Genomic DNA, 22,283 nt, shown 5'->3' with positions numbered 1-22,283 from the left:
TTATTAACTTCATTGAAATTTAGTTAATTTATTTAGTTATTATTTAAAGGCAATTTGTCTAAAACATGATATTGATTTTTGCGGTGTATTTCTAGCAATTTCTTCAATTCGACTAATAATTTGAATTAACTTTTCGCTATAGTTAGGATCGGTTGCATAGTGTGCATCTTGCAGTGCTTTGGCTGCGGTTCTTGCATCAGGTGCGTTAACAACGGCACGATAACGCGGGCTTTTGGTAAGTAAATCAAGATAATCTGTTAATGCATGTTGTTTACTTTTATAAACTCTAAATTCATCTTGAATCTTAACCATATTGTTATTTAAAAATTCTCGTGTTGTTAACCGAGTTGAATTGCCTTTCCATGATGATGTCGCTTTTATGCCAAAATAGTTATGACTTGGTTGATTGTCGGCTGTTTTTATCTGCTTTTTACCCCAACCTGTTTCTAAGGCCGCTTGCGCAATGATAACCTCATAAGGAATACCTGACATTTTGGATGCCTTTTTAGCGAGTTCAAACCACTCAACTACAAATTGCGTGATATGGTCTTTATCAGAATCATTAACTGCTGACGTTAATGGTTTGACGTTAGTATTCGTTAATTTATTCGTTTGCTGGTAAAGCATTTGACCTAATGCCGCAGGCGATGAATTTGAATCACTAAATAAAGATTGTGCTAATTCTATATTATTAGCCTGAGATTGTGGGGTAATAGATCTATTTGGCTGATTATTTAATTGTTTGGCAATAATATTGGCAAGACCTAATCCTTTACCGGCAGCCTGTTGAGCGATTTGCTGATCAAACATTGAGGTAAATAACTGCATTGCAGGTTGATTAAATAATCCACCATTAGGAACGGCTTTTCGCATAGATTGCATCATCATATTGACGAATAGTGTTTCAAACTGATCGGCAACTTGCTTGACACTTTCACTTGATCCACTAACAGCGTTACGCCTTAATTGGCCAATGCTCGAAAAATCATAAGCAAAGCGATTAATAGACTGATTAACTAGGTTTTTCATAATAATTATGCTTTAAATCGTTTCTAATGCAGCGTGTAAACAACCTGCGGTTTTTAATGCCTCAAGTATCGACATTAATTCTGTTGGATTTGCGCCTAATAAATTAAGTGAGTTAATTACTCGGTTTAAATCAGCGCCAGAAGCTAAATTATGTAATGCACCGCCATCTTGTTCGATGCTAACCTCATCATCAGGAACAACTACGGTTTGTCCTCCGGCTAACGGAGTGTTAGGCTGGCTAACTTTTAATTTGTTATTGACCACCACAGACAAATTACCATGAGCAACGGCACAATTGTCTAATTGAACTTTTTGATTCATCACCACCACGCCAGTGCGTGTATTAATGACTACTTTTGCTGAAATTGGTGAAGCACTAATTTGTAGGTTTTGAATCTTCGATAATAATTTAACTCTTGCCTGACTATCTTGTGGCATGTTCAATTTAACCGTCATACCATCTAAAGCAACTGCGATATTTTTTTGTACCTTGTTAATTGCTTCAGCGATTTTTGATGCCATGGTAAAGTCAAAATGGTTAAGGTGTAAGTGAATGGAACTTTTTTCATCTAAGCGGGTTGTTAATTCCCTCTCAATTGTCGCTCCACTCGGGATAGTTGCACCAGCCATTTGATTAACTGTTACACTACTGCCTTTGCTGCTTGCGCCCATACCACCAACAAAAAGATTACCTTGAGCAATGGCATAAACTTGATTGTCGGCACCTTTCAATGGCGTCATAATCAATGTGCCACCGCGAAGGCTTTTGGCATTACCTAATGAAGAGACAACAACATCAATTTGTTGCCCAACTCGTGCATAAGATGGTAATTTAGCCGTAACCATTACCGCAGCAACATTCTTTAATTGCATGTTACTACCTGATGGTACGGTAATACCTAATTGCGAAAGCATGTTGGTTATACTTTGAATGGTAAATGGTGTTTGTGAAGTTTGGTCTCCTGTACCATCTAGCCCAACAACAATTCCATAGCCTACTAAGGCGTTTTCACGCACGCCTTGAATAGTTACTAAATCCCTTATTCGTTCGGCATAACTATAGGGTGTGCCCACTATCATTATTAAAATAATAAAAGTTCGTAATATATTAAGCATAATCAGATTCATTAAAATGGTGAAAGATTAAAAAACAGGCGTTGTAACCAACCCATAGTTTGAGCTTCATCAATGTAGCCATTACCTACATATTCAATGCGAGCATCGGCAACTTGAGTTGAAATAACGGTATTGTTACCACTTATTGTCCTAGGGTTAACAACGCCTGAAAATCGAATAAATTCTGTTCCCTGATTTATTGCAATTTGTTTTTCACCAATTACTTTTAAATTGCCATTAATCATGACATCTTGAACGGTGACGGTGATGGTTCCACTAAATGTATTTTTTGCATTAGCGCCACCAGAACCTTTAAAATCGTTACTGCCTGAGATATCAGTATCTACTTTGCCTCGACCAACTAATCCATCTAAAAAGTGAGGAACAGTTTTTACACCTAAATTTACCCCACCATTACGGCCAGCATTAATAGATGAACTTTTGCTCGCACTCACATTTTCTTGTAATACAATGGTTAATACATCACCAATATTGCGAGGTCTACGATCTTCAAACATTGGTTGATAGCCAAAACTACTTGGTTGTGATGCTTGATATATTGAGCCACTTGAATTAACAATTTCTGGCATTTGAGGAACAATACTGGTTTGCCCTTCAACTAATGCTTTTTTAGGTAATTGGCTACAACCAACTAATAACATCATTACTAAAATATAAAGATATCTCATTATCATAGTTTTATAACTGATTTAAACGTTGCAACATTTGGTCAGACGCTGATATTGCTTTACTGTTAATTTCGTAAGCACGTTGTACTTGAATCATGTTAACTAACTCTTCTGCGACATTTACGTTAGAGGTTTCGATATAACCTTGATACAGCAATCCAGCACCATTTAATCCCGGTGTATTTTCAGTTGGAGCACCAGAGCTTTCGGTTTCTAAATAGAGATTTTCCCCAACACTTTCTAACCCAGTGTCATTAATAAAAGTATGTAATGTTAATTGACCAACTTGCACTTGAGTTGATTGATTGGCTAAGGTCACACTAACAATACCATCCCGTGCCACGGTCATTTTTATCGCATTTGATGGAATGTTGATGGTTGGTTGAATTTCGTAACCAGCAGCCGTAACTAATTGACCATTTTGGTTAACTTGAAAAGCACCACTTCGAGTATAAGCTAGCGTTCCATCAGGCATCAGAACTTGGAAAAAACCTTGTCCATTAATAGCGATATCACTGCTATTATCAGTTAATTCTAAATTTCCTTGGCTATGGATTCGTTCGGTAGCTACAGGCCTAACACCGGTACCAATTTGTAATCCAGAAGGTAGTGTTGTTTGTTCAGATGATTGAGCGCCAGGTTGGCGAATAGTTTGATATAACAGATCTTCAAAAACAGCACGTTGGCGTTTAAAACCACCAGTACTAACGTTGGCTAAATTATTGGAAATTATATCCATATTCATTTGTTGTGCAGTTAGCCCAGTTTTTGCAATCCATAATGATTTAATCATTGCTTTTTCCTATTTTAATTATGTTAACGATAATATTTGATTGGCTCTTTGTGCATTTTCATCTGCTGTAGTAATTTGCTTCATCTGCATTTCAAATTGACGAGAATGGCTAATCAAATTCACCATTGCAGTAACAGGATTAACATTACTGCCTTCTAATACTCCAGACATCAGTTTTGCGTTAGGATTATCTTGTAATACTGCACCACGATTGTTAATAGGTGTTGCATGAAAAAAACCGTCATCGCCACGTACCAACTCATTAGGTTTAAGGTGAACTTTCTTTATTTTTCCAACTTGAGCAATGGTTGTGCGTTTATCACCTGCACCTAACGCTGATAAAGTTCCGTCGGCACTGATACTAACCTGTGAACGCTGAGGAACTGTTAATACGCCATTATCACCAAGTAATGGATGACCTTGGATATTAAGCGTGCCATTTTCATCAATTTGAATGGCACCATTACGGGTATATGCTTCACTACCATCAGCTAATTGTACAGCTAGCCAATCATCTTCTGATAAAGCAACGTCTAAATCTCGCCCAGTGTAATTAAATGCACCCATTGTTGAATCATAGGTAGGCGTGGTTGCTGCAACCATGGTCCTTGTTGGCATACTATTACCCACAATAGGAACGGCTTTCATTGCCGCTAATTGAGCACGAAAGCCTACTGTTGATACATTAGCTAAATTATGACTGGTTATGGATTGTTGATTTAATGTTTGGCTTGCACCAGACATGGCAGTATAAATAACGCGATCCATAAATATTCCTTAAATTATCTCAAATTAACTAATGTATTAAGAATTTGATCTTGTGTCTTAATGGTTTGAGAATTAGATTGATAATTACGTTGAGCAACAATCATATTGACTAATTCTTGGCTCATATCGACATTAGATGATTCAACGGCACCACTGGCTAATGATCCAAAAGTACCTGTATTGGCTGAGCCTAATACTTCACCACCAGAATTAAGTGTTGAACGCCAGTTATTATTCCCTGCTGATTCTAATCCATTAACATTGGCAAAATCAGCCATGGCAATTTGACCTAATAACATGGTTTGTTGGTTGGAATAAACACCATAAATAGTGCCATCATTGTTAATACTATAACCAACTAAATCACCTGCTGCATAACCATCTACGATAGGCGTTTTTATGCTACCGACTTCTTTACCCATATTTTGTTGCGTACTGTTTGCAAGTGATAATGTAAAGCTATTATCTTCTGATCCATTTATGCCATTAATATTGATAGTCATTTCGGGATCGCTGATTAATTTGCCTGATGAATCAAATTCCATTTTTCCTAATGCTTGTAGGGTTGCATTAGGATCGCTACTATCAAGGTAATGAACATCCCATTGGTTATCTGCTGTTTTTACATAAAAAAGCTGAACATTGCGTTGATTACCTAATGAATCATAAGTGGTGATAGTGGTTGAATAATTAAATGTGTCAGCATCTGTTGCATTAATCGGTTGTTTTTCAGGAACTTTACTATTTGAATTTAGATTTGTTTGCAAAGCAGCTTTATTGGTTGCTGATGCATTTAACATTTCTTGTGAAATTTTTAATGGACCCGGTGCTGAACCTTGTTGAATTTGTGGTGGAGTACCTGTCGCAAGATAACCAGTCAAGTTGAAACCGTCAGCAGATACGATATTACGTTCAGCATCTAATTGAAACTGACCATTACGGGTATAGTAGATTTGTCCACTACTATCAACTAATCTGAAAAATCCATTACCTGAAATCGCCACATCTAAACTGTTGTTGGTTGAAGTTGTTGTGCCGTCATTAAAATTTTGCATAACAGCAGCAACTTTAACACCCATCCCTACTTTTGAACCGGCATAGATATCAGCAAATGAAATACTAGCACTTTTAAAGCCAACTGTTGCAGAATTGGCAATATTATTACCAATAACATCTAATTGTTTAGAAGCGGCATTCATACCACTGATTGCTTGAGAAAATCCCATATAAACTTATTCCCCTTTAAAGAATTTGACGCACTTCGTCAATACTAATTGAACCAAGTATCCCTAAATCAAGTAATACTTTATTATTAACTTTGCTATTAATTACTCCGTAAACAACAGAGTAAGCTAATGGTGTTGATGTGACTTTTTGCCCCTCGTAAGTAGCATTCACTGAAAACGTGTAGCTACCATCTGGAGCTAAAGTTCCATCGTTAAGTTCTCCATCCCAAGTAAAAGAGCTGACACCAGCAGGGATGGATCCAAGATCGACTTCTCGTACAACATTACCATTTTCATCTTTTATGGTGATGACAACCGAATCAGCATCACGCATAAGTTCAAAACCAAATGGTGTAGTAATGGTCTCTTTATCACTTTTTGAACCATCTATTTCTGAAGTTGCGACTAATATTTTATTACCAGGAACCATAACGCCTTTACCAATCATATTGCTCGCGTTGACTGATAAACTATCGTCAATCTGGCCTGAAACCATACCTAACGTTGTATTAAGTCGTTCAATGCCTGCTAGCGTATTAATTTGCGCCAATTGAGAGGTTAACTGACTATTATCCATTGGATTAGTTGGATCTTGATTCTTCATCTGGGCAATAAGTAATGTTAAAAAGTTATCTTGTAATTCCTGACTAGAATTACCATCAGATGAACCTTTCCTCACTGCTTGTGGACTAGCCATATTTGACGATTCTGAAACTGGTACATTCGAAATACCCATGAATTAAGCCCCTTTATTGCCCTAAGGTAAGTGTTTTAAGCATTAAGCTTTTTACGGTATTAATGACTTCCACATTTGCTTGGTAGCTACGAGATGCTGAAATGGTATTGACCATCTCTGCCACTACATCTACATTAGGTTTTTGAATGTAACCTTTCTCATCAGCTAAAGGGTGCTTAGGATCATAGACTAAATTCATTGGTGATGGGTCTTCGATGACCTCAGATACTTTTACTCCAGCTATGCTATTGGGATAATTGTTATCATCGACTTGGAAAATAACTTGTTTAGCTCGATAAGCTTGACCTGAAGTACTTGTAACACTATCAGCATTTGCTAAATTACTCGCACTAACATTCATTCGTTGAGTTTGTGCCATTAATGCAGAACCAGAGATAGAAAAAATAGAGAAGCTCATAATGGTTATCCTTGCTGTAATACGGATACTACATTTTTAAATTGTTCACCTAAAAATGTTAAATTACTTTGATAATGGATACTGTTATCCATAAAAGCTGTTCTTTCTTGATCCATTTCAACAGTATTACCATCAGCAGATGATTGATAAGGAATGCGATACAGAAGTTGATAATCTGCTGAGCCGATGGTTTGGATATGCTTTGCTGATGTTATATTAAGTTTTATATTATTAAGCGTATGTTGATTATTGATAGCTTTTTTTAATTCAATATTAAAATCAATATCTCTAGCTTGATAATTAGGCGTATCACTATTGGCAATATTGGTCGCAAGTATATTTTGTCGTTTTTCACGAACATTTAATGCTTGTTGATGAAAGTTAACAAAAGTATCTAATTTATTTAGCATAAAATCATCTCATCTTTTTTTATGTAGAGAATTTTAAGCAAATCAAAAAAAAATCATCGTATAAATAACGATAAAAATTGCCCTTATTTCAACATTCAATAAATTAGCTGATAAAGTAAAATTTAGTTACCAATAATGTTGTGAACAAATATGTCTCAGTTTATAAAATATATAAGCCTTTTAGGTGTGTTGTGTAGCTCAAAAATAGCTTTGGCTAACTCAATGGAAAAACAGATTAGCAATCTAATCTATCAACAAATTAGCGAAGCTAATATTGATAATATTGCTATTGATTACCTCACTTTGAAACCTCAGTTAAATTGTGATTCACCAACATTTGCGATTTTAAATAAAAATAAGCAGTGGGGTAATTTAACTATTACTGCTAAATGTGAAAACATTACTAAATATATTCAAGTTTATGTTGCTGTTACTGGGAGTTATGTTATGGCGAATCAGCCGATAAGTGCAGGAACATTAATGACAGAGCAGCAAGTGAAAATGCAATCTGGGCGGTTAGATAAATTACCACCTGCTGTAATTTTGAATAAATCAGAGGTTATCAATCATATTGCTTTAAGAAATATTAATAATGGTGAGCCTATTAAAAATTCAATGTTACAGAAAAATTGGCATGTTAAAGCAGGTCAAACAGTAAAAGTAATTGTTAATGGTGAGGGATATTCAATTGCTGCTAATGGCAAAACACTAAGCAATGGTGCCTTGGGTGAATTAATAAATATCAAACTTAATACAGGCAATATTGTTCAGGGTGTTGTTACAGAAAAAGGTATCACAATTTTAAACAAATAAAATTAATGATTTTCTGATTTTTGCCGATAATTAGATTAAACCTCCCCTATAAACCTCAACGTTAATTGAAGGAATTTTATGAGTATAGATGCAACAAAAATGGTTACCGCCGTATCAGGGGTACTTAATCGTATAAATGAGCAAAATAAAAAAACTAATGCATCTGTGCAAAACTCAAGTAACTTAACGTTAAATGTTAAGTTAAGCCAAAATACTATAGCAATGTTGCATTCAACTGAAAATGATATCGATATTAGTAAAATTGAAAAGATAAAACAGGCCATTACTGAAGGTAGATTAGTGATCAATCCAAATAAAATTGCCGATGAAATTATTAAGCAAACTTTTGAAAATATTGAAATCTAATTGATTTTGAAGGAATGTCGTCATGTTAGAATTAGATAACATTTTTAATAATGTAACAGTTATGTTACAAGCCCTGTCAGATATTTTAGAAGCTGAACAACAAATATTATTTAAAAATAATTCAGTAAATCAATTGAGTGAAATTATAAACCAAAAAAGCCAATTACTTATTGAGTTAAAATTACTTGATGAAAAAAGACTAAAAGTTAGTCAGCAATGCAATATTCAATCACCTTATAGTGAAAAACAAGAGTTAGCATTAAAATGGCAAGCTATCACAAAAATGACTCAGCGATTAGCTCAAATCAATCGGGAAAACGGAGTGCTTATTCAAAACCGAATGAACGTAACGCAACATTCAATAGATTATTTGAAAAGCATGAATAATCCTGCTGTTTATACCCATAATGGTTATCAACAACCAGAAACTATTTCATCTAAACGCGCTAAAGTTTAATCATTTTGAAGTTGTTTCACGGTAAACGAGATAAATAACTATTAAATTAGGGTCTTATTAAGCCAATAACTTTATCAAGTTGCGTTCATACTGTGCTGTAAACGGTAATTAGGCAATAAAATTGATTTAATTAAGATATGGCTGATGATAGTGATCTAGATAAAAGCGAACAACCCACCGATAGCAAATTAAAAAAAGCCAAGGAAAAGGGACAAATCCCACGATCTCGCGAGTTAACATCGTTAATTATTTTGTTGGTTAGTATCCTATTATTTTGGATGATGGGCAGTCATTTTGTTGCTAATTTAAAAACAATTATTCAACACGCTATGTTGGTTGCATACCGAACAGATGATGATAAACAAATTATTTTCAATTTAATTAATTTATTAACCGCTGGATTTTGGTCGATTTTACCTATTTTTTTCGGATTAGTCATTATTGCCATCATTGCACCTATGGGGGTTGGTGGTTTACTTTTTAGTTTGCAATCAATTAAACCCAATTTTGGTAAATTGAATCCGATTAGCGGATTTAAAAGAATATTTAGTATTCGAATTTTTTCAGAGTTATTTAAAAGCCTGCTTAAAGTTGTTTTAATCGGTTTTGCCGTGACATTGTTTCTAATCAATCAATTTCCAAATATGCTTTCGCTGCCAAATATGTATTTAAATAGTGCATTATCTAACGTTATGCAACTGCTTATTTATTCAGGAATATTAACTATTTTAGCTTTAATTCCTATGGTTGGATTTGATATTTTTTATCAAATCTGGAGTAATTTAAAAAAATTAAAAATGTCTAAACAAGAGATTAAAGACGAGTTCAAGGAGCAAGAAGGTAATCCACAAATTAAAGGCCGGATTCGCCAGATGCAACAAGCAATAGCCAGACGTCGAATGATGAAAGATGTACCAAAAGCCAATGTTATTATCACTAACCCAACTCATTATGCGGTTGCACTACAATATGATGATAAAACTATGTCTGCCCCTAAACTGATAGCTAAAGGTACCGATAATATCGCTATCAAAATTAAAGAAATTGCCCAAGAGCACCGCATTCCACAATTAGAGGCTCCTCCTCTCGCTCGGGCTTTATATCGCTATGGTGAAATAGGACAAACCATTCCAGCCGAACTCTATGCTGCCGTTGCGCAAATTTTAGCCTGGGTTTATCAATTAAAACGTTGGCATAAACATGGTGGTGATAAGCCTCAAAAACCAACGAATATACCGATCCCTGAATCTTTATCCGTGAATGAGTAAAAGTAAATCTCTATGATGAAATCAAAATTAGCTAATTTATTATCAGTAAATCTATCAAAAAGTGGTCATTATCGAATTTTAACAGGGCCAATGCTTATTTTATTGATTCTTTCAATGATGGTATTACCTTTACCTGCATTTATATTGGATCTGTTTTTTACTTTTAATATTGCATTATCAATTATTATTTTGATTGTTGCGTTGTTTACTAAGCGGGTTTTAGATTTTGCGGCGTTTCCTACCGTTCTGCTTTTTGCAACGTTATTACGACTATCGCTAAATGTTGCTTCAACTCGGGTTGTACTGTTAAAAGGTCATACTGGTAGTGATGCAGCAGGTAGAGTTATTGAGGCTTTTGGACATTTTTTAGTGGGCGGTAATTTCGCTATTGGTATTGTTGTCTTTATTATTTTAGTTATCATCAACTTTATGGTAATCACTAAAGGTGCTGGTAGGATTGCTGAAGTTGGTGCTCGCTTTGCGTTGGATGGTATGCCAGGTAAGCAAATGGCAATTGATGCTGATCTCAATGCTGGATTAATTGGTGAAGATGAAGCCAAAGCACGGCGCGCAGAAGTTACACAGGAGGCCGATTTTTATGGCTCAATGGATGGTGCAAGTAAGTTTGTACGTGGTGACGCCATCGCTGGATTACTAATTATGGCCATAACCATTGTTGGTGGATTATTAGTTGGGGTAATGCAGCATGGTATGACATTTTCAGATGCGAGTAAAACCTATGTATTATTGACGATTGGTGATGGTCTAGTTGCACAAATCCCTTCACTGATTATTTCTACCGCTGCGGGTGTAATTGTGACTCGGGTTACCTCACAAGAAAACATTAGCGACCAAATGCTTAAACAGTTATTTAATAACCCCCAAGTATTAATCTTAACTGCGGTTGTTATTGGTCTGCTTGGACTTATTCCAGGGATGCCAAATTTAGTATTTTTAATGTTTACTGCGGTATTATCAGTAATTTCTTGGTGGTTAACCAAACAAAAGAGAGTTGAGAAAACAGTTGCTACTCCACCAAAAAGTGTTGCAGCGCCAACAAATGTTGACGCTTCATGGTCTGATGTCAATATTGAAGATATCTTAGCGATGGAAGTTGGATACGGGCTCATTCCTATGGTTGATCAAAACCAAAATGGTGAATTACTTGGTCGAATTCGTAGTTTGCGTAAAAAGTTTGCGCAAACATTAGGCTTTTTACCGCCTCAAGTTCATATTCGCGATAATCTCTCGTTATCACCTTATCAATATAAAATTTTTATAAAAGGTGGTGAAATTGGTCAAGGCGAAATAATGAATAATAAATGGTTAGCGATCAACCCCGGCACAGTAACCGAAACTATCGACGGCATTGAAACTATTGAGCCGGCTTTTGGTTTACCTGCTGTTTGGATAGATGAAAATGACAAAGAAAATGCACAAATATTGGGTTACACTGTTGTTGATACTAGTACCATGATTGCCACCCATTTCAATCATTTGTTACATCAATTCGCCAGTGATTTATTGGGGCGATTAGAGACACAAGAATTATTGGATCGAATAAGGCAGGATATTCCTAAATTAGTCGAAGATTTTATTCCTGACGTAGTGCCTTTAACTACTTTTCATAAAATTCTACAAAACTTACTTTCTGAAAAAGTGTCGATTCGTGATATGCGCACAATTATTGAGACGATTTGTGAACAAGCACCAAATCAAAATGATGCCTATCATTTACTCAGTATTGTTAGAATAGCGCTAGGGCGTGTGATTACCCAACAATGGTTTCCTGGGACAGAACCGATAAGAGTAATTGGATTAAATATTGATTTAGAAAGAATATTACTGCAAGCTTTGCAAAATACTAGTAATGTTGAACCGGGACTAGCAGAACATATTCTTCAACAACTCAAACAAGCATTAAATCAGCAAGATGCAATGGGAGCGCCGCCTGTTTTATTGGTTAATCACACATTAAGAGCTATGCTCTCCCAGTTTTTAAGACCTAATTTTCCTCAATTAGCCGTGTTATCTAATTTAGAAATACCTGATAACCGAAAGATCCAAGTGACATATCAAATTGGCAGTGAATTATGATAAATTTACTGCACAATATTGATCGTCATTTAATCTATTTTTTTTCAAATATTGTCCCTTTTTTGAAAGGTGAGTTTTTAAATGAGAATTTAGTGAGCAATATATAACTTATACCACCAACAACAAAGCCGACAATCCATGTTAAGCTCACTTCATAAAATGCAGCTGCTGATCCAATAAGCATCGCTAGAATAGCAGCGGGGTTAAATCCAGCAAATTGACCGTTGTTATCATATAGTGTATTTACATCAATTTTTTGGCGACGTAACAGATAGTATTCCACCAACAAAATTGCCACAATTGGTCCCAAAAATGCGGAGTAAATTAGAATAAACAAACCTAATCCTTTTGCTGAGGTATCCTGAACAAGAACCCAAGGAAAAGAAGCGATAGCTAATAATCCTGTAATGGTTACTGCTACTTTATATTTAGCTTTTGTTAATAACGTAATTACGTAAGCTGGTGGGATGATATTAGCAACGATATTTACAGCAATGGTGCCTAATACAATAAAGGATGATACCACGATGGTGATATATGGATTATTTACTACAATCGCAAATGCTTTAACTGGATTAGAGTTACCTGTGACTGAAGCTAACATCACACCAATAGTAATAATAAAACCGTAAGCAACAAAAATTGGTAGAAAATAGAGGAGCCCCCTTTTTTTATCGCTAAAACCTGCTTTTAGTTCTCGTGAGTAATCAGCTGCACTAAGAAAAATTGCAGCGTAATTACCTAAGAACATCATAATGAAGCCACAGAATGGTAATCCCCAAGTTCCTTCGGCATTTACCCATTTGTCTATAATAATTTCTTGATGATTATTGAGTAATATAATAAAGACATAAATTAACGCACAAAGAATAACAATTGAAATTAACGTTTCTACCCATTTTATTGCATGGAATCCATAAAGCGACAAAGCGATTTGGAAAAATTGTAAAATAAGAAAACAGATAAATATATTATTAAAATCACCATTAGATAATATTCTAATAATTTCATTGAGCGCAGTTGCACCTATCCAACTTTGAAATCCATACCAAACAATAGCAGGAATACCGCGAAGTAATGAAGAAATAATAGCGCCTTTTATACCAAATGACATGCGAAGTTGTACCACATAAGGAATACCTGTGCGATATCCTAAGCGATCATTAAAAACAAAAATTGTCGTGATAATCAATATTGCAATTAACGTTGCGGCAAAAGTTTGGAAAATATTCATGGTGGCAACACCAGCTACAACTAAGCTTGCACCTAAGGTCATATTACCCAAATTCATGCCATCGCCAATCCACATAAAAGAATAGGCTAAAGGATTCATAGTTCGATCTTTGCTAGATTTGGGTAATAAAGAACTATCAATCTGCATAGATGTATTTGGTGATTGTGCTGTATTATTCTTCATGACTTTCCTTCCCTACTTATTTCTGTCGTTTCAATTCCATTATTAACGCCGAATAAATTCACCTCTTGGTGTTGAATTAATACCGGCATTAATTTGATAAATAGTTTTGCCTCGTAATAATGTTTGAACCACTTGTGCACCAATTTGTCGTCCTACATAAGGACTAAATTTATTACGATATTCGAGATCTTGTTCTTTTAATACATAGCTAGAATGAGGTTTAATAAAGATGATGTCAGCATCTTTACCTACTTGAATTGAGCCTTTAGTTGGTAAGTTGTATCTTTCAGCAGGGTTTTTAGCGATGATATCGGCAAATTGTTTTAATGACATACCCCGTTTTTGTACGGCTTCATCAAACATAATATCCACATTATTTTGAACACCAGAAATTCCGCCCCAAGCATCAAAGGCATTGGCTTTGTCTTTTAAATCGTAAGTACATGGTGAATGGTCAGACACCGCAGTGATGATGTGGCCAGCAAATAGATATTTCCATAATCCTTCTTGAGCTTGCTGATCACGGATTGGTGGTGAACATTTTGCAATTGGTCCAATAGCATCCAATTGGTCTGTAGTAAAATAGAGGTAATGGATACAGGTTTCGCACGTCACATTAATGCCTTCTTGACGAGCTTTGATAACCTCTTCAACTCCTTCAGGACAAGCGACATGGCATATATGAATCGGGCACCCAGTTTGTTTAGCGAAAAAGATTGCTCGACGAATTGCTTCAACTTCAGTAAATACCGGACGGGTTGCTACATATTGTGATAATTTACTTTCGCCTCGTGCTTTAGCTTGTTGCCCTAAAATATCAGTAATTGCGGCATTTTCTGCATGGATAGCTAACACTTTACCGGTTTTAGCAATTTGGCGCATTCCTTCCCATAATGCGTAATCATTTACATTGGCAAAATCACCGTCAAGGTTTGGATCACCACAGGTTGCCATAAAACATTTAAATGCCGCGACACCTTCTTCGACTTGTTCTGCAATACCATTATTGGTCAGGTTATAAGGAACTAATCCACCATAAGAAGCTACATCGACATAAAGTTTTCCCTCACCAGCAGCATATTTGGTACGAAGAGTTTCGCCACTAGTAGTGGCAGGGAGTTGGTTAAGAGGCATTTCAACAAAGGTTGTTACGCCACCTTTTGCACATGCTTTTGTTCCTGTGATATAGCCTTCCCACTCATGACGAACACCACCAGGTTCACTAATATGAACATGAATATCAACCATTCCGGGACTAACAATCAAGCCATTAGCATCAATAATTTCATCGGCTTGCACTAAATTAGGGCCAATTGCTGCAATTTTGCCATTTTTTATTGCAATATCGGTATAAATTTCGCCAGATTCGAGAATGACAAGACCATTTTTAATAATGAGATCGTACTGCATAATAATTTTCCCAACTAAATTGATTACAAATTAGACACATAATCATTCATATTATCAGTATTATTTGTTTTATCAAATTTTCATAATAATCTTTATATTTATGCAATAAACGTGCCACTAAATCAAAAAGTAAGTAATAACTGACATGATTTGGTTTTCTTTAAGTGGAATTGCACTAAAATGATCCATTTATATCTGTTTGACTCAATGTTTTGCACTATTTTGGGGGATTAGATAGGAAAATCGAATAAAACATTAGAAAAATTAGATTATGTGCCTTACATTGAAGTCAACCTTTTGGTTATCGCTACTAATGTAAGGCCTTGTAAATATTATTTAGTAGCCACAGTAAAACGTTGTTTAATGTGTTTTGCATTCTCCGCTTCATCAATCATCGCGATTGCATAGTCAGCATAGCTGATTTGACTTTTCCCTTGGCTATTAACCAAAATTTGCTCGCCACCAACAATATAATGACCAGTTCTTGGACCATCAGCAATAAACTCAATTGCTGGGCTTAGATAGGTCCAATTTACATCATTACAAGTTCTTAATTGATCTAAAGCTTTTGCCATGTTATTGGCTAATGGTTTAAATTCATCCGGGAAATCCGGAGAGTCAACTAAACGAATAGTATGCTCAGGATTGACATATAAACTACCTGCACCGCCAACAACTAATAAACGATTAGGTTTACCGCTTAAAATATCAGTTAAGTGTTTTAAGCTAGTTTGATGTTGTGGAAGGGTTTCTGGTGTCCATGCTGCAAAAGCATCAATAATGACATCAAAAGGTTTCAAATCTTCATAAGTTAGATCAAACAGATCTTTAACTAGAATTTTTGCCTTAGGGTCAACATGAGCGTTGGGATTACGAACAATCGCCGTTACATCATGTCCACGCGCAATTGCTTCTTTAACTATCAGACTACCTGACTTACCACTAGCACCAATAACCGCAATTTTCATTTTTTACTCCTTTATTAATTTATAAGTATTGTTTGATTCAGGTTTTAAATTGGAAAAATCTTTTAACAATTTGATATTTTTAGGTTAATATTCTAAGTATCTATTGTAAAGTAGGTACCAAGCAGTAATATAGTTACCGAAATGATACTGTTATTGAATTTAAAGGATTTTTAACTAATGTCACTCAACGGAATTTTACCTCCTTGCCCTGTCGAAATTACCCTTATGTTAATGGGTGATAAATGGAAAGTCTTAATCGTTCGTGATTTATTAACAGGTACAAAACGCTTTGGAGAATTAAAAAAATCACTAAACGGTATATCTCAAAAAGTCTTAACCCAACATCTAAGAACAATGGAAAAAAACGGCTTAGTCAGCCGCAAAGTCTATGCCCAAGTACCACCTAAAGTGGAATACACATTGACCGATGTCGGGCAAAGTTTAAAACAAGTGCATGACGCTATGTTAGCGTGGGGAAGTGCTTATAAATCAAAACAAAGTGCTAATAAATAGGTTTTATTTATAAAATAATTTTTCTATTTATACATAAGTAATGTTAGCAAACTGATAGTATGATTTTCATTAAGCAGAAAATTATGGCTAATTAGCCTCAAATTTAGAACATATGAAATAAAATTCATCTGGCTTTGAGTCTTTATCCTGACCAATAACGATTGTATCTGGGTAGAGATTATTGTCGGTAATCGGGGTAATTTCCTTTCGGAATATGTCGGTATCATCCAAAGGAATGGGTTCTTCACAGCTGCGTAATATAGGGTTAACCTCAATCAATTTAGCGAACTTGTACATATCACCTTTGGCTTTAGCATAAAAAGATGTGACAAAATTATCGCTTTCATAACGAATCATATTAACCCATACATTCTTAACTTTAATAGGTTGCCCAAAATAGTATTCGATTTCATTTATACTATCATGTTTTTTTATAGTAATTTTTTGTTTTGCAAGTTCAGCAATGATCTTTTTATCTTCTATGGCAAAAGGCTTTGACTGACATAACAAAGCTGATCTAAATTGTTCTGTTATATTCTTCGTGTCATTACTAGACGCATAGCCAGATAAACTCAAAAAATATAGCGTGTAACCTAAAAGTAAATATGATTTTTTCATAATTAATTGTCTATGTGAGGTTATTAATGCTTTGTTGATTCTGTTTTATTCCTCTGTCAAATCTCAATCTAATTATAAATGAAGAATAAGTAATAGTTAATAATTTTGATATTAACTTACTAGCCACCCTATCGCCATTTTGTTAAAACTATATTACTATGATTTAATTGATTTTCATTATAAAAATTGATTATGAATAAGCCATCACCGAATTTAACCATTAAAGATATTGCCAAATTGAGCGGGGTGAGTAAATCCACTGTTTCGCGAGTTATTAATCACGACCCAATGGTGAAGGAATCGACACGTAACAAAGTGATGGCAATTGTTGAACAATATCAATTTACCCCATCCAAATCAGCTAGAGCAATGCGTGGTTATGGTAATAAAGTGATTGGTATAATTGTTACTCGCCTTGATTCCATATCCGAAAATCATGCAGTTCGAAACATGTTGCCTGTTTTTTATGCAAATGGGTATGATCCGATTATCATTGAGAGCCAATTTAGCCCGCAAAAAGTCGAAGAACACCTGACAATGTTAAAAGAAAAGCAAGCTGACGGTGTAGTAATTTTTGCTTTTACAGGATTGAATAGCTCTCGACTGACATTTTGGCAAGATAAATGTGTGGTTATTGCTAGGCCTTTTTCTGATTATACTTGTATTTGTTATGATGATGTAGGGGCAGTAAACAAAGCATTAACCTATTTATATCAAAAGCATAAAAAAATTGGCTATATTGGTATTACTAAACAAGATCAGACTACTGGTGAATTACGCTACCAAGCGTATACTAATTTTTGTCATACTCATAAACTTAAGCCAAATGCGGTGCTTGGCAAATTAAGTTATTATTCTGGTTATGAACTTGCCGAGTCAGTATTGGTTGATTCACCAACAGCAATCATTTGTGCTACCGATTCAATTGCTTTAGGCCTAAATAAATTCTTATCTGAAAAAAATATCAATAATATTGTTGTTATTAGCATTGGTAGTAGCGATCTGCTTAAATTCTTGTTTGCCAAAACAATTACAGTCGATCTTGGTTTTGATAAAGCGGGTACTTATGCTGCAAACGAGTTATTGCAAATACTACAAAGTGGAGCAAAACCTAAAATTATTACGGTTCCTTCCCAAATACTCATTTAACTATTTTTGAGTGATATATTGCATAAAATTGTGAGGTTTATCACAAAAAGGGAACGTTCCCATTTATTTAAATAATAATTCAATTTATGCTTAATTGTTACCAAATTAGGGTCGGAATAATTAAAAAATTTTGGCTTAAATTGAAAATAAGGAGACTTAACAATGGCAAAAGCACCTAAAGTTTCAACAAAATCAATTATGCAATTGATTGAACTTGTTGGAGGAAAAGAAAACATTGCTAGTGTTACCCATTGTTTGACAAGATTAAGGTTTGCGCTTGCTAATCCCAAATTAGCCAATGTTGAAGCGATTGAAGGATTGTCTTTTGTCAAAGGATGCTTTAATAATGCCGGGCAGTTTCAGGTTATTATTGGAACGGATGTTGATAGTTATTACAAGTTATTGATTGAACAATTAAATATTGACGAAGCGACCAAAGAGCAAACAAAAGCCGCAGCTAAACAAAATATGTCATGGTTTGAACGGTTAATCTCAAATTTAGCTGAAATTTTTGTACCATTATTACCTGCACTGATTGCGGGTGGTTTATTACTCGGCTTGCGTAATGTAATTGGTGAAATGCCAACTATTAACGATAAACCGCTTACTGACACGTATACTTGGTTGGTACCTATACATAGTTTCCTTTGGTTACCGTGTGAAGCGATTTTCCACTTTTTACCGGTGGCTATTTGTTGGTCTACAGTCAAAAAAATGGGCGGTTCTCCTGTGTTAGGGATTGTTTTAGGCATAACACTGGTTTCTCCACAACTGATGAATGCTTATAATCTAGGGAAAATCGTTCCTGACGTGTGGGATTTTGGTTGGTTTACGATTCAAAAAGTCGGCTATCAAGCACAAGTGATTCCATCTATTTTTGCCGGTTTGGCATTGGGATGGATCGAAACTCGATTACGTAGAATTGTCCCTAATTACCTAACTTTAGTGATTGTCCCAATCGTATCACTACTATTAGCCGTCGTCCTTGCACATTTTCTTTTAGGACCAATCGGACGAATGTTAGGCAATGGTATTGCTTATGTGGTTAAATATTTAATGACTGGTGATTATGCCTTCATTGGCTCGGCAATTTTTGGATTCTTTTATGCACCGTTGGTTATTACTGGAATTCACCATACTACATTAGCTATCGATATGCAGATGACAGAAAGTATGGGCGGTACACCGATTTGGCCAATTATTGCCTTATCCAATATTGCTCAAGCTTCAGCCGTTGTTGGAATCATTTTGATCAGTCGAAAACATAATGAGCGCGAAGTTTCCATTCCTGCTGCTATATCGGGCTATCTAGGTGTTACTGAGCCAGCTATGTACGGTATTAACTTACGCTATAAATTCCCAATGTTCTGTGCCATGGTCGGTGCGGCTAGTGCTGGATTAATCTGTGGTTTATATGGTGTATTATCTAATGGTATCGGTGTGGGAGGATTGCCTGGTATCTTATCAATAAAACCTGTTTATTGGTCAATTTATGCCTTAGCAATGCTAGTAGCGATTATTGTTCCAATCGCATTAACCATCATTGTTTATAAAATAAAACAGAAAAAAGGCACACTAAATATTCAATAATGATAATAAATAGTAATTCACCCATTTTATGTGAATTTAATTTTACTGATTAAAAATAAAGAGTAAGCAATGAATAAAATAGATATCCCGTGGTGGCAAAATGGTACTATTTATCAAATCTATCCCAAAAGTTTTCAAGCCAGTGGTGCGGGTTCAACGGGGGATTTATTAGGCATTATCAGCCGGTTAGATTATCTGAAAAATCTGGGCATTAGTGCGATTTGGTTAACGCCAATTTATCCCTCTCCGCAAGTTGATAATGGCTATGATGTATCGGATTATTATGATATTGATCCGGCTTATGGCACGATGGACGACTTTGAATTATTGGTTAAGCAGGCGCATGAACGTGATATCCGGATTATGATGGATATGGTATTTAACCACACTTCAACAGAGCATCCATGGTTTAAATCGGCCTTAGATAAAACCAGCCCATTTCGATCGTTTTATATTTGGAAAGACGCCAAAGCTGACGGATCAGAACCCAACAATTGGCGATCTAAATTTGGCGGCAAAGCCTGGCAGTGGCATGAGCAATCAGGACAATACTATTTACACCTGTTTGCAAAGCAGCAAGCCGATCTCAATTGGGAAAATCCAACTGTCCGCCAAGAGATTAAAAACGTCTGTCAATTTTGGGCGGATAAAGGGGTTGATGCATTAAGGTTGGATGTGATCAATTTGGTTTCTAAACAGCAAGACTTTCCGGATGACGTACAAGGTGACGGACGAAAATATTATACGGATGGCCCGAAAATACACGAATTTTTACAAGAGTTAAGTCGAGATGTTTTTCAACCTAATGACTTAAAAACCGTGGGTGAAATGTCATCAACTACATTAGAGAACTGTCAAAAATATTCCGCATTGGATGGCAAAGAGTTGACCATGACGTTTAATTTTCATCATTTAAAAATTGATTATCCAAATGGGGAAAAATGGACGCTGGCTAAGCCTGATTTACTTGAACTCAAAAAGATACTCGGCTATTGGCAACTGGGTATGCACGGTAAGGCGTGGAATGCGATTTTCTGGTGTAATCACGATCAACCTCGCATTGTGTCACGTTTAGGTAATGAAGACCAATACCACAGCGAATCGGCCAAAATGCTGGCAATGATTCTTTATGGACTACAAGGCACGCCATATCTTTATCAAGGTGAAGAGATCGGGATGACCAATCCCCATTTTACCGATATTTCGCAATATAAAGATGTGGAAAGCCTTAACATCTATCAAGAAAAAATTGCCGAAGGTGTGTCAGAGTCTGATATGTTAGCGATTCTTGCCAGTAAATCACGGGATAATAGCCGAACGCCAATGCAATGGGACAACACCGTCAACGCCGGATTTAGTCAAGGTAAACCTTGGATTGAGGTGGCAAACAATTACCCAAAAATCAATGTGAAGGCAGCACTTGACGATCCTAATTCCATTTTTTATTGCTATCAAACTTTAATCAAATTACGCAAAACATACCCGATCTTTATTTTCGGTGACTATCAAGATCTAACGCCTGATGTTGCTAATTGCTGGTGCTATGTCAGACATTGGAATAATCAAACATTACTTGTGATAGCCAATCTGACCGAAAATACGGTTAAATGGCAATTACCTAAAGCGTTAGAAAATAGTCATTGGCAAAGATTGCTAGGTAATTATGAAAACCAAACTGTATTAAAGCCAGAAATGGAGTTGCAACCTTATGAGGCTATGTATTGGTTGCATCTATTATAATTTATACATCGAAAAAGAGGGAATGATTCAAAATAAATCTCTTGAATTAAATGGTTTGGTAGATAAATAGTGTAGTGTTTGTTATAAAAATAAACACTTATACTCTTATTGCTTAGAGATTGATAATAATGATTACAATCTATTTATAAGCTGATTATTTTTTAATATTTAATGTCAATTATAAAAAATACCCCTGCATATTAATTAAAATTTGTAATAATTTAGATCAACTACTTTTGATACAGCTTACTTATTAGCAAAATAAATTAATCAGTGTAAATATTAAAACGGTATAGACTCCACAATATTTTTACAAATAGAACAGTTTGGGTTAGTTGTGTTTTTTCTTATTTCTATCATCGTGGTGATTGTTTCTAAGACAAAACAACATATAAAGAATAATTGCGCCAATAAAGTTTAAAAGATAACCCCAACAAACAATAATAAACCATTCTATACCAAGCAATGGCAAAGCAATGGGTAATACAGTTGTAGCTATTAATAAATAAAAAATTGAAAAAAATGTTATATAATTAAGCAGTTTATTGAAATAACAGAATTTTTTACTCATTAAAAAATGAGTGAACATAAATTTGCGTTCATTTGATTTATCTTCTTTATCAATAAAAAACAGAATGATTTTTTTAATTATTTTTAATATAAAAATAAATACAGCACCAATTAAATTGATA

Annotated in this window: 23 protein-coding genes; 9 read left to right on the top strand and 14 right to left on the bottom strand. The window is 35.2% G+C overall.

What is annotated here, in order from left to right; genetic code table 11:
- Positions 1-39 precede the first annotated feature (39 nt).
- Genes flgJ through flgB form a run of 9 tightly spaced genes read right to left on the bottom strand, consistent with a single transcriptional unit; the run spans position 40 to position 7,185 of the window.
- Positions 40-1,029, bottom strand: a complete 990-nt coding sequence (flgJ, locus tag A9G08_RS04410; RefSeq protein WP_065562530.1) for a flagellar assembly peptidoglycan hydrolase FlgJ — start codon at positions 1,027-1,029, stop codon at positions 40-42.
- 12 nt (positions 1,030-1,041) lie between these two features.
- The gene (locus A9G08_RS04405) at positions 1,042-2,145 is read right to left on the bottom strand and encodes a flagellar basal body P-ring protein FlgI (RefSeq protein WP_065562529.1); all 1,104 of its coding nucleotides are present in this window, start codon (positions 2,143-2,145) and stop codon (positions 1,042-1,044) included.
- 11 nt (positions 2,146-2,156) lie between these two features.
- Positions 2,157-2,834, bottom strand: a complete 678-nt coding sequence (locus A9G08_RS04400) for a flagellar basal body L-ring protein FlgH (RefSeq protein ID WP_081299484.1) — start codon at positions 2,832-2,834, stop codon at positions 2,157-2,159.
- 10 nt (positions 2,835-2,844) lie between these two features.
- Positions 2,845-3,627, bottom strand: a complete 783-nt coding sequence (gene flgG / locus A9G08_RS04395) for a flagellar basal-body rod protein FlgG (RefSeq protein WP_065562527.1) — start codon at positions 3,625-3,627, stop codon at positions 2,845-2,847.
- 18 nt (positions 3,628-3,645) lie between these two features.
- On the bottom strand, positions 3,646-4,395 hold the full coding sequence (locus tag A9G08_RS04390) for a flagellar basal body rod protein FlgF (protein WP_065562526.1): 750 nt from the start codon (positions 4,393-4,395) through the stop codon (positions 3,646-3,648).
- A 14-nt stretch (positions 4,396-4,409) separates the two neighbouring features.
- Positions 4,410-5,621 carry a flagellar hook protein FlgE gene (gene flgE, locus A9G08_RS04385; RefSeq protein WP_065562525.1) on the bottom strand — a complete coding sequence of 404 codons (1,212 nt, stop codon included), beginning with the start codon at positions 5,619-5,621 and terminating at the stop codon, positions 4,410-4,412.
- 16 nt (positions 5,622-5,637) lie between these two features.
- A complete protein-coding gene (gene flgD, locus A9G08_RS04380; protein ID WP_370632648.1) occupies positions 5,638-6,318 on the bottom strand; it encodes a flagellar hook assembly protein FlgD in 681 nt (226 codons plus the stop codon).
- Positions 6,319-6,370: 52 nt separating this feature from the next.
- Positions 6,371-6,778 (bottom strand): flagellar basal body rod protein FlgC, encoded by a 408-nt coding sequence (gene flgC, locus A9G08_RS04375; RefSeq protein WP_141673923.1) that lies wholly within the window; start codon positions 6,776-6,778, stop codon positions 6,371-6,373.
- A gap of 2 nt (positions 6,779-6,780) precedes the next feature.
- Entirely contained in the window at positions 6,781-7,185 is a 405-nt protein-coding gene (gene flgB / locus A9G08_RS04370; protein ID WP_065562522.1) for a flagellar basal body rod protein FlgB, read from the bottom strand.
- A 150-nt stretch (positions 7,186-7,335) separates the two neighbouring features.
- Between flgB and flgA the strand changes: the two genes are divergently transcribed.
- The 5 genes from flgA to flhA all read left to right on the top strand — a co-directional run bounded on the left by flgA (position 7,336) and on the right by flhA (position 12,186).
- Positions 7,336-7,998, top strand: a complete 663-nt coding sequence (flgA, locus tag A9G08_RS04365; RefSeq protein ID WP_081299483.1) for a flagellar basal body P-ring formation chaperone FlgA — start codon at positions 7,336-7,338, stop codon at positions 7,996-7,998.
- Between the two features lie 78 nt (positions 7,999-8,076).
- Positions 8,077-8,364, top strand: coding sequence for a flagellar biosynthesis anti-sigma factor FlgM (flgM, locus tag A9G08_RS04360; protein ID WP_065562520.1), 288 nt, complete (start codon positions 8,077-8,079; stop codon positions 8,362-8,364).
- A gap of 22 nt (positions 8,365-8,386) precedes the next feature.
- Entirely contained in the window at positions 8,387-8,821 is a 435-nt protein-coding gene (locus A9G08_RS04355; RefSeq protein WP_065562519.1) for a flagella synthesis protein FlgN, read from the top strand.
- A 137-nt stretch (positions 8,822-8,958) separates the two neighbouring features.
- Positions 8,959-10,089, top strand: coding sequence for a flagellar biosynthesis protein FlhB (flhB, locus tag A9G08_RS04350; protein ID WP_065562518.1), 1,131 nt, complete (start codon positions 8,959-8,961; stop codon positions 10,087-10,089).
- Between the two features lie 15 nt (positions 10,090-10,104).
- Complete coding sequence (gene flhA, locus A9G08_RS04345; RefSeq protein ID WP_065562538.1) at positions 10,105-12,186, top strand: flagellar biosynthesis protein FlhA; 2,082 nt, start codon at positions 10,105-10,107, stop codon at positions 12,184-12,186.
- A 34-nt stretch (positions 12,187-12,220) separates the two neighbouring features.
- Here the strand turns inward: flhA and A9G08_RS04340 are convergent, their stop codons facing one another.
- From A9G08_RS04340 to A9G08_RS04330, 3 genes are all read right to left on the bottom strand, one after another.
- Positions 12,221-13,603 (bottom strand): NCS1 family transporter, encoded by a 1,383-nt coding sequence (locus tag A9G08_RS04340; RefSeq protein ID WP_065562517.1) that lies wholly within the window; start codon positions 13,601-13,603, stop codon positions 12,221-12,223.
- 42 nt (positions 13,604-13,645) lie between these two features.
- Positions 13,646-15,013 (bottom strand): allantoinase AllB, encoded by a 1,368-nt coding sequence (allB, locus tag A9G08_RS04335; RefSeq protein ID WP_065562516.1) that lies wholly within the window; start codon positions 15,011-15,013, stop codon positions 13,646-13,648.
- 332 nt (positions 15,014-15,345) lie between these two features.
- Positions 15,346-15,981: an NAD(P)-dependent oxidoreductase gene (locus A9G08_RS04330; RefSeq protein ID WP_065562515.1), complete on the bottom strand. Its 636-nt coding sequence runs from the start codon at positions 15,979-15,981 to the stop codon at positions 15,346-15,348.
- 177 nt (positions 15,982-16,158) lie between these two features.
- On the opposite strand from A9G08_RS04330, the gene A9G08_RS04325 reads away from it, so the two are divergent.
- Positions 16,159-16,494: a winged helix-turn-helix transcriptional regulator gene (locus A9G08_RS04325; RefSeq protein WP_065562514.1), complete on the top strand. Its 336-nt coding sequence runs from the start codon at positions 16,159-16,161 to the stop codon at positions 16,492-16,494.
- An 87-nt stretch (positions 16,495-16,581) separates the two neighbouring features.
- On the opposite strand, the gene A9G08_RS04320 is transcribed toward A9G08_RS04325, so the two are convergent.
- Positions 16,582-17,112: a hypothetical protein gene (locus A9G08_RS04320; RefSeq protein ID WP_065562513.1), complete on the bottom strand. Its 531-nt coding sequence runs from the start codon at positions 17,110-17,112 to the stop codon at positions 16,582-16,584.
- Positions 17,113-17,304: 192 nt separating this feature from the next.
- Between A9G08_RS04320 and treR the strand changes: the two genes are divergently transcribed.
- The 3 genes from treR (at position 17,305) to treC (ending at position 21,591) form a co-directional block, all read left to right on the top strand.
- The gene (treR, locus tag A9G08_RS04315; RefSeq protein WP_065562512.1) at positions 17,305-18,261 is read left to right on the top strand and encodes a trehalose operon repressor TreR; all 957 of its coding nucleotides are present in this window, start codon (positions 17,305-17,307) and stop codon (positions 18,259-18,261) included.
- A gap of 162 nt (positions 18,262-18,423) precedes the next feature.
- Complete coding sequence (gene treB, locus A9G08_RS04310; protein ID WP_065562511.1) at positions 18,424-19,851, top strand: PTS trehalose transporter subunit IIBC; 1,428 nt, start codon at positions 18,424-18,426, stop codon at positions 19,849-19,851.
- A gap of 69 nt (positions 19,852-19,920) precedes the next feature.
- A complete protein-coding gene (gene treC / locus A9G08_RS04305) occupies positions 19,921-21,591 on the top strand; it encodes an alpha,alpha-phosphotrehalase (RefSeq protein WP_065562510.1) in 1,671 nt (556 codons plus the stop codon).
- Positions 21,592-21,922: 331 nt separating this feature from the next.
- Here the strand turns inward: treC and A9G08_RS11755 are convergent.
- Positions 21,923-22,283, bottom strand: a 361-nt coding sequence (locus tag A9G08_RS11755) for a hypothetical protein (RefSeq protein WP_218058402.1), incomplete at its 5' end; no start/stop codon positions are given.

Origin of the sequence: Gilliamella sp. wkB195 (genome assembly GCF_001690445.1) — a bacterium.
GTDB classification, from domain to species: domain Bacteria; phylum Pseudomonadota; class Gammaproteobacteria; order Enterobacterales; family Orbaceae; genus Gilliamella; species Gilliamella apicola_E.
The sequence above is the reverse complement of the archived record's forward strand: the minus strand, read 5'-3'. Positions and strand labels throughout refer to the sequence as shown.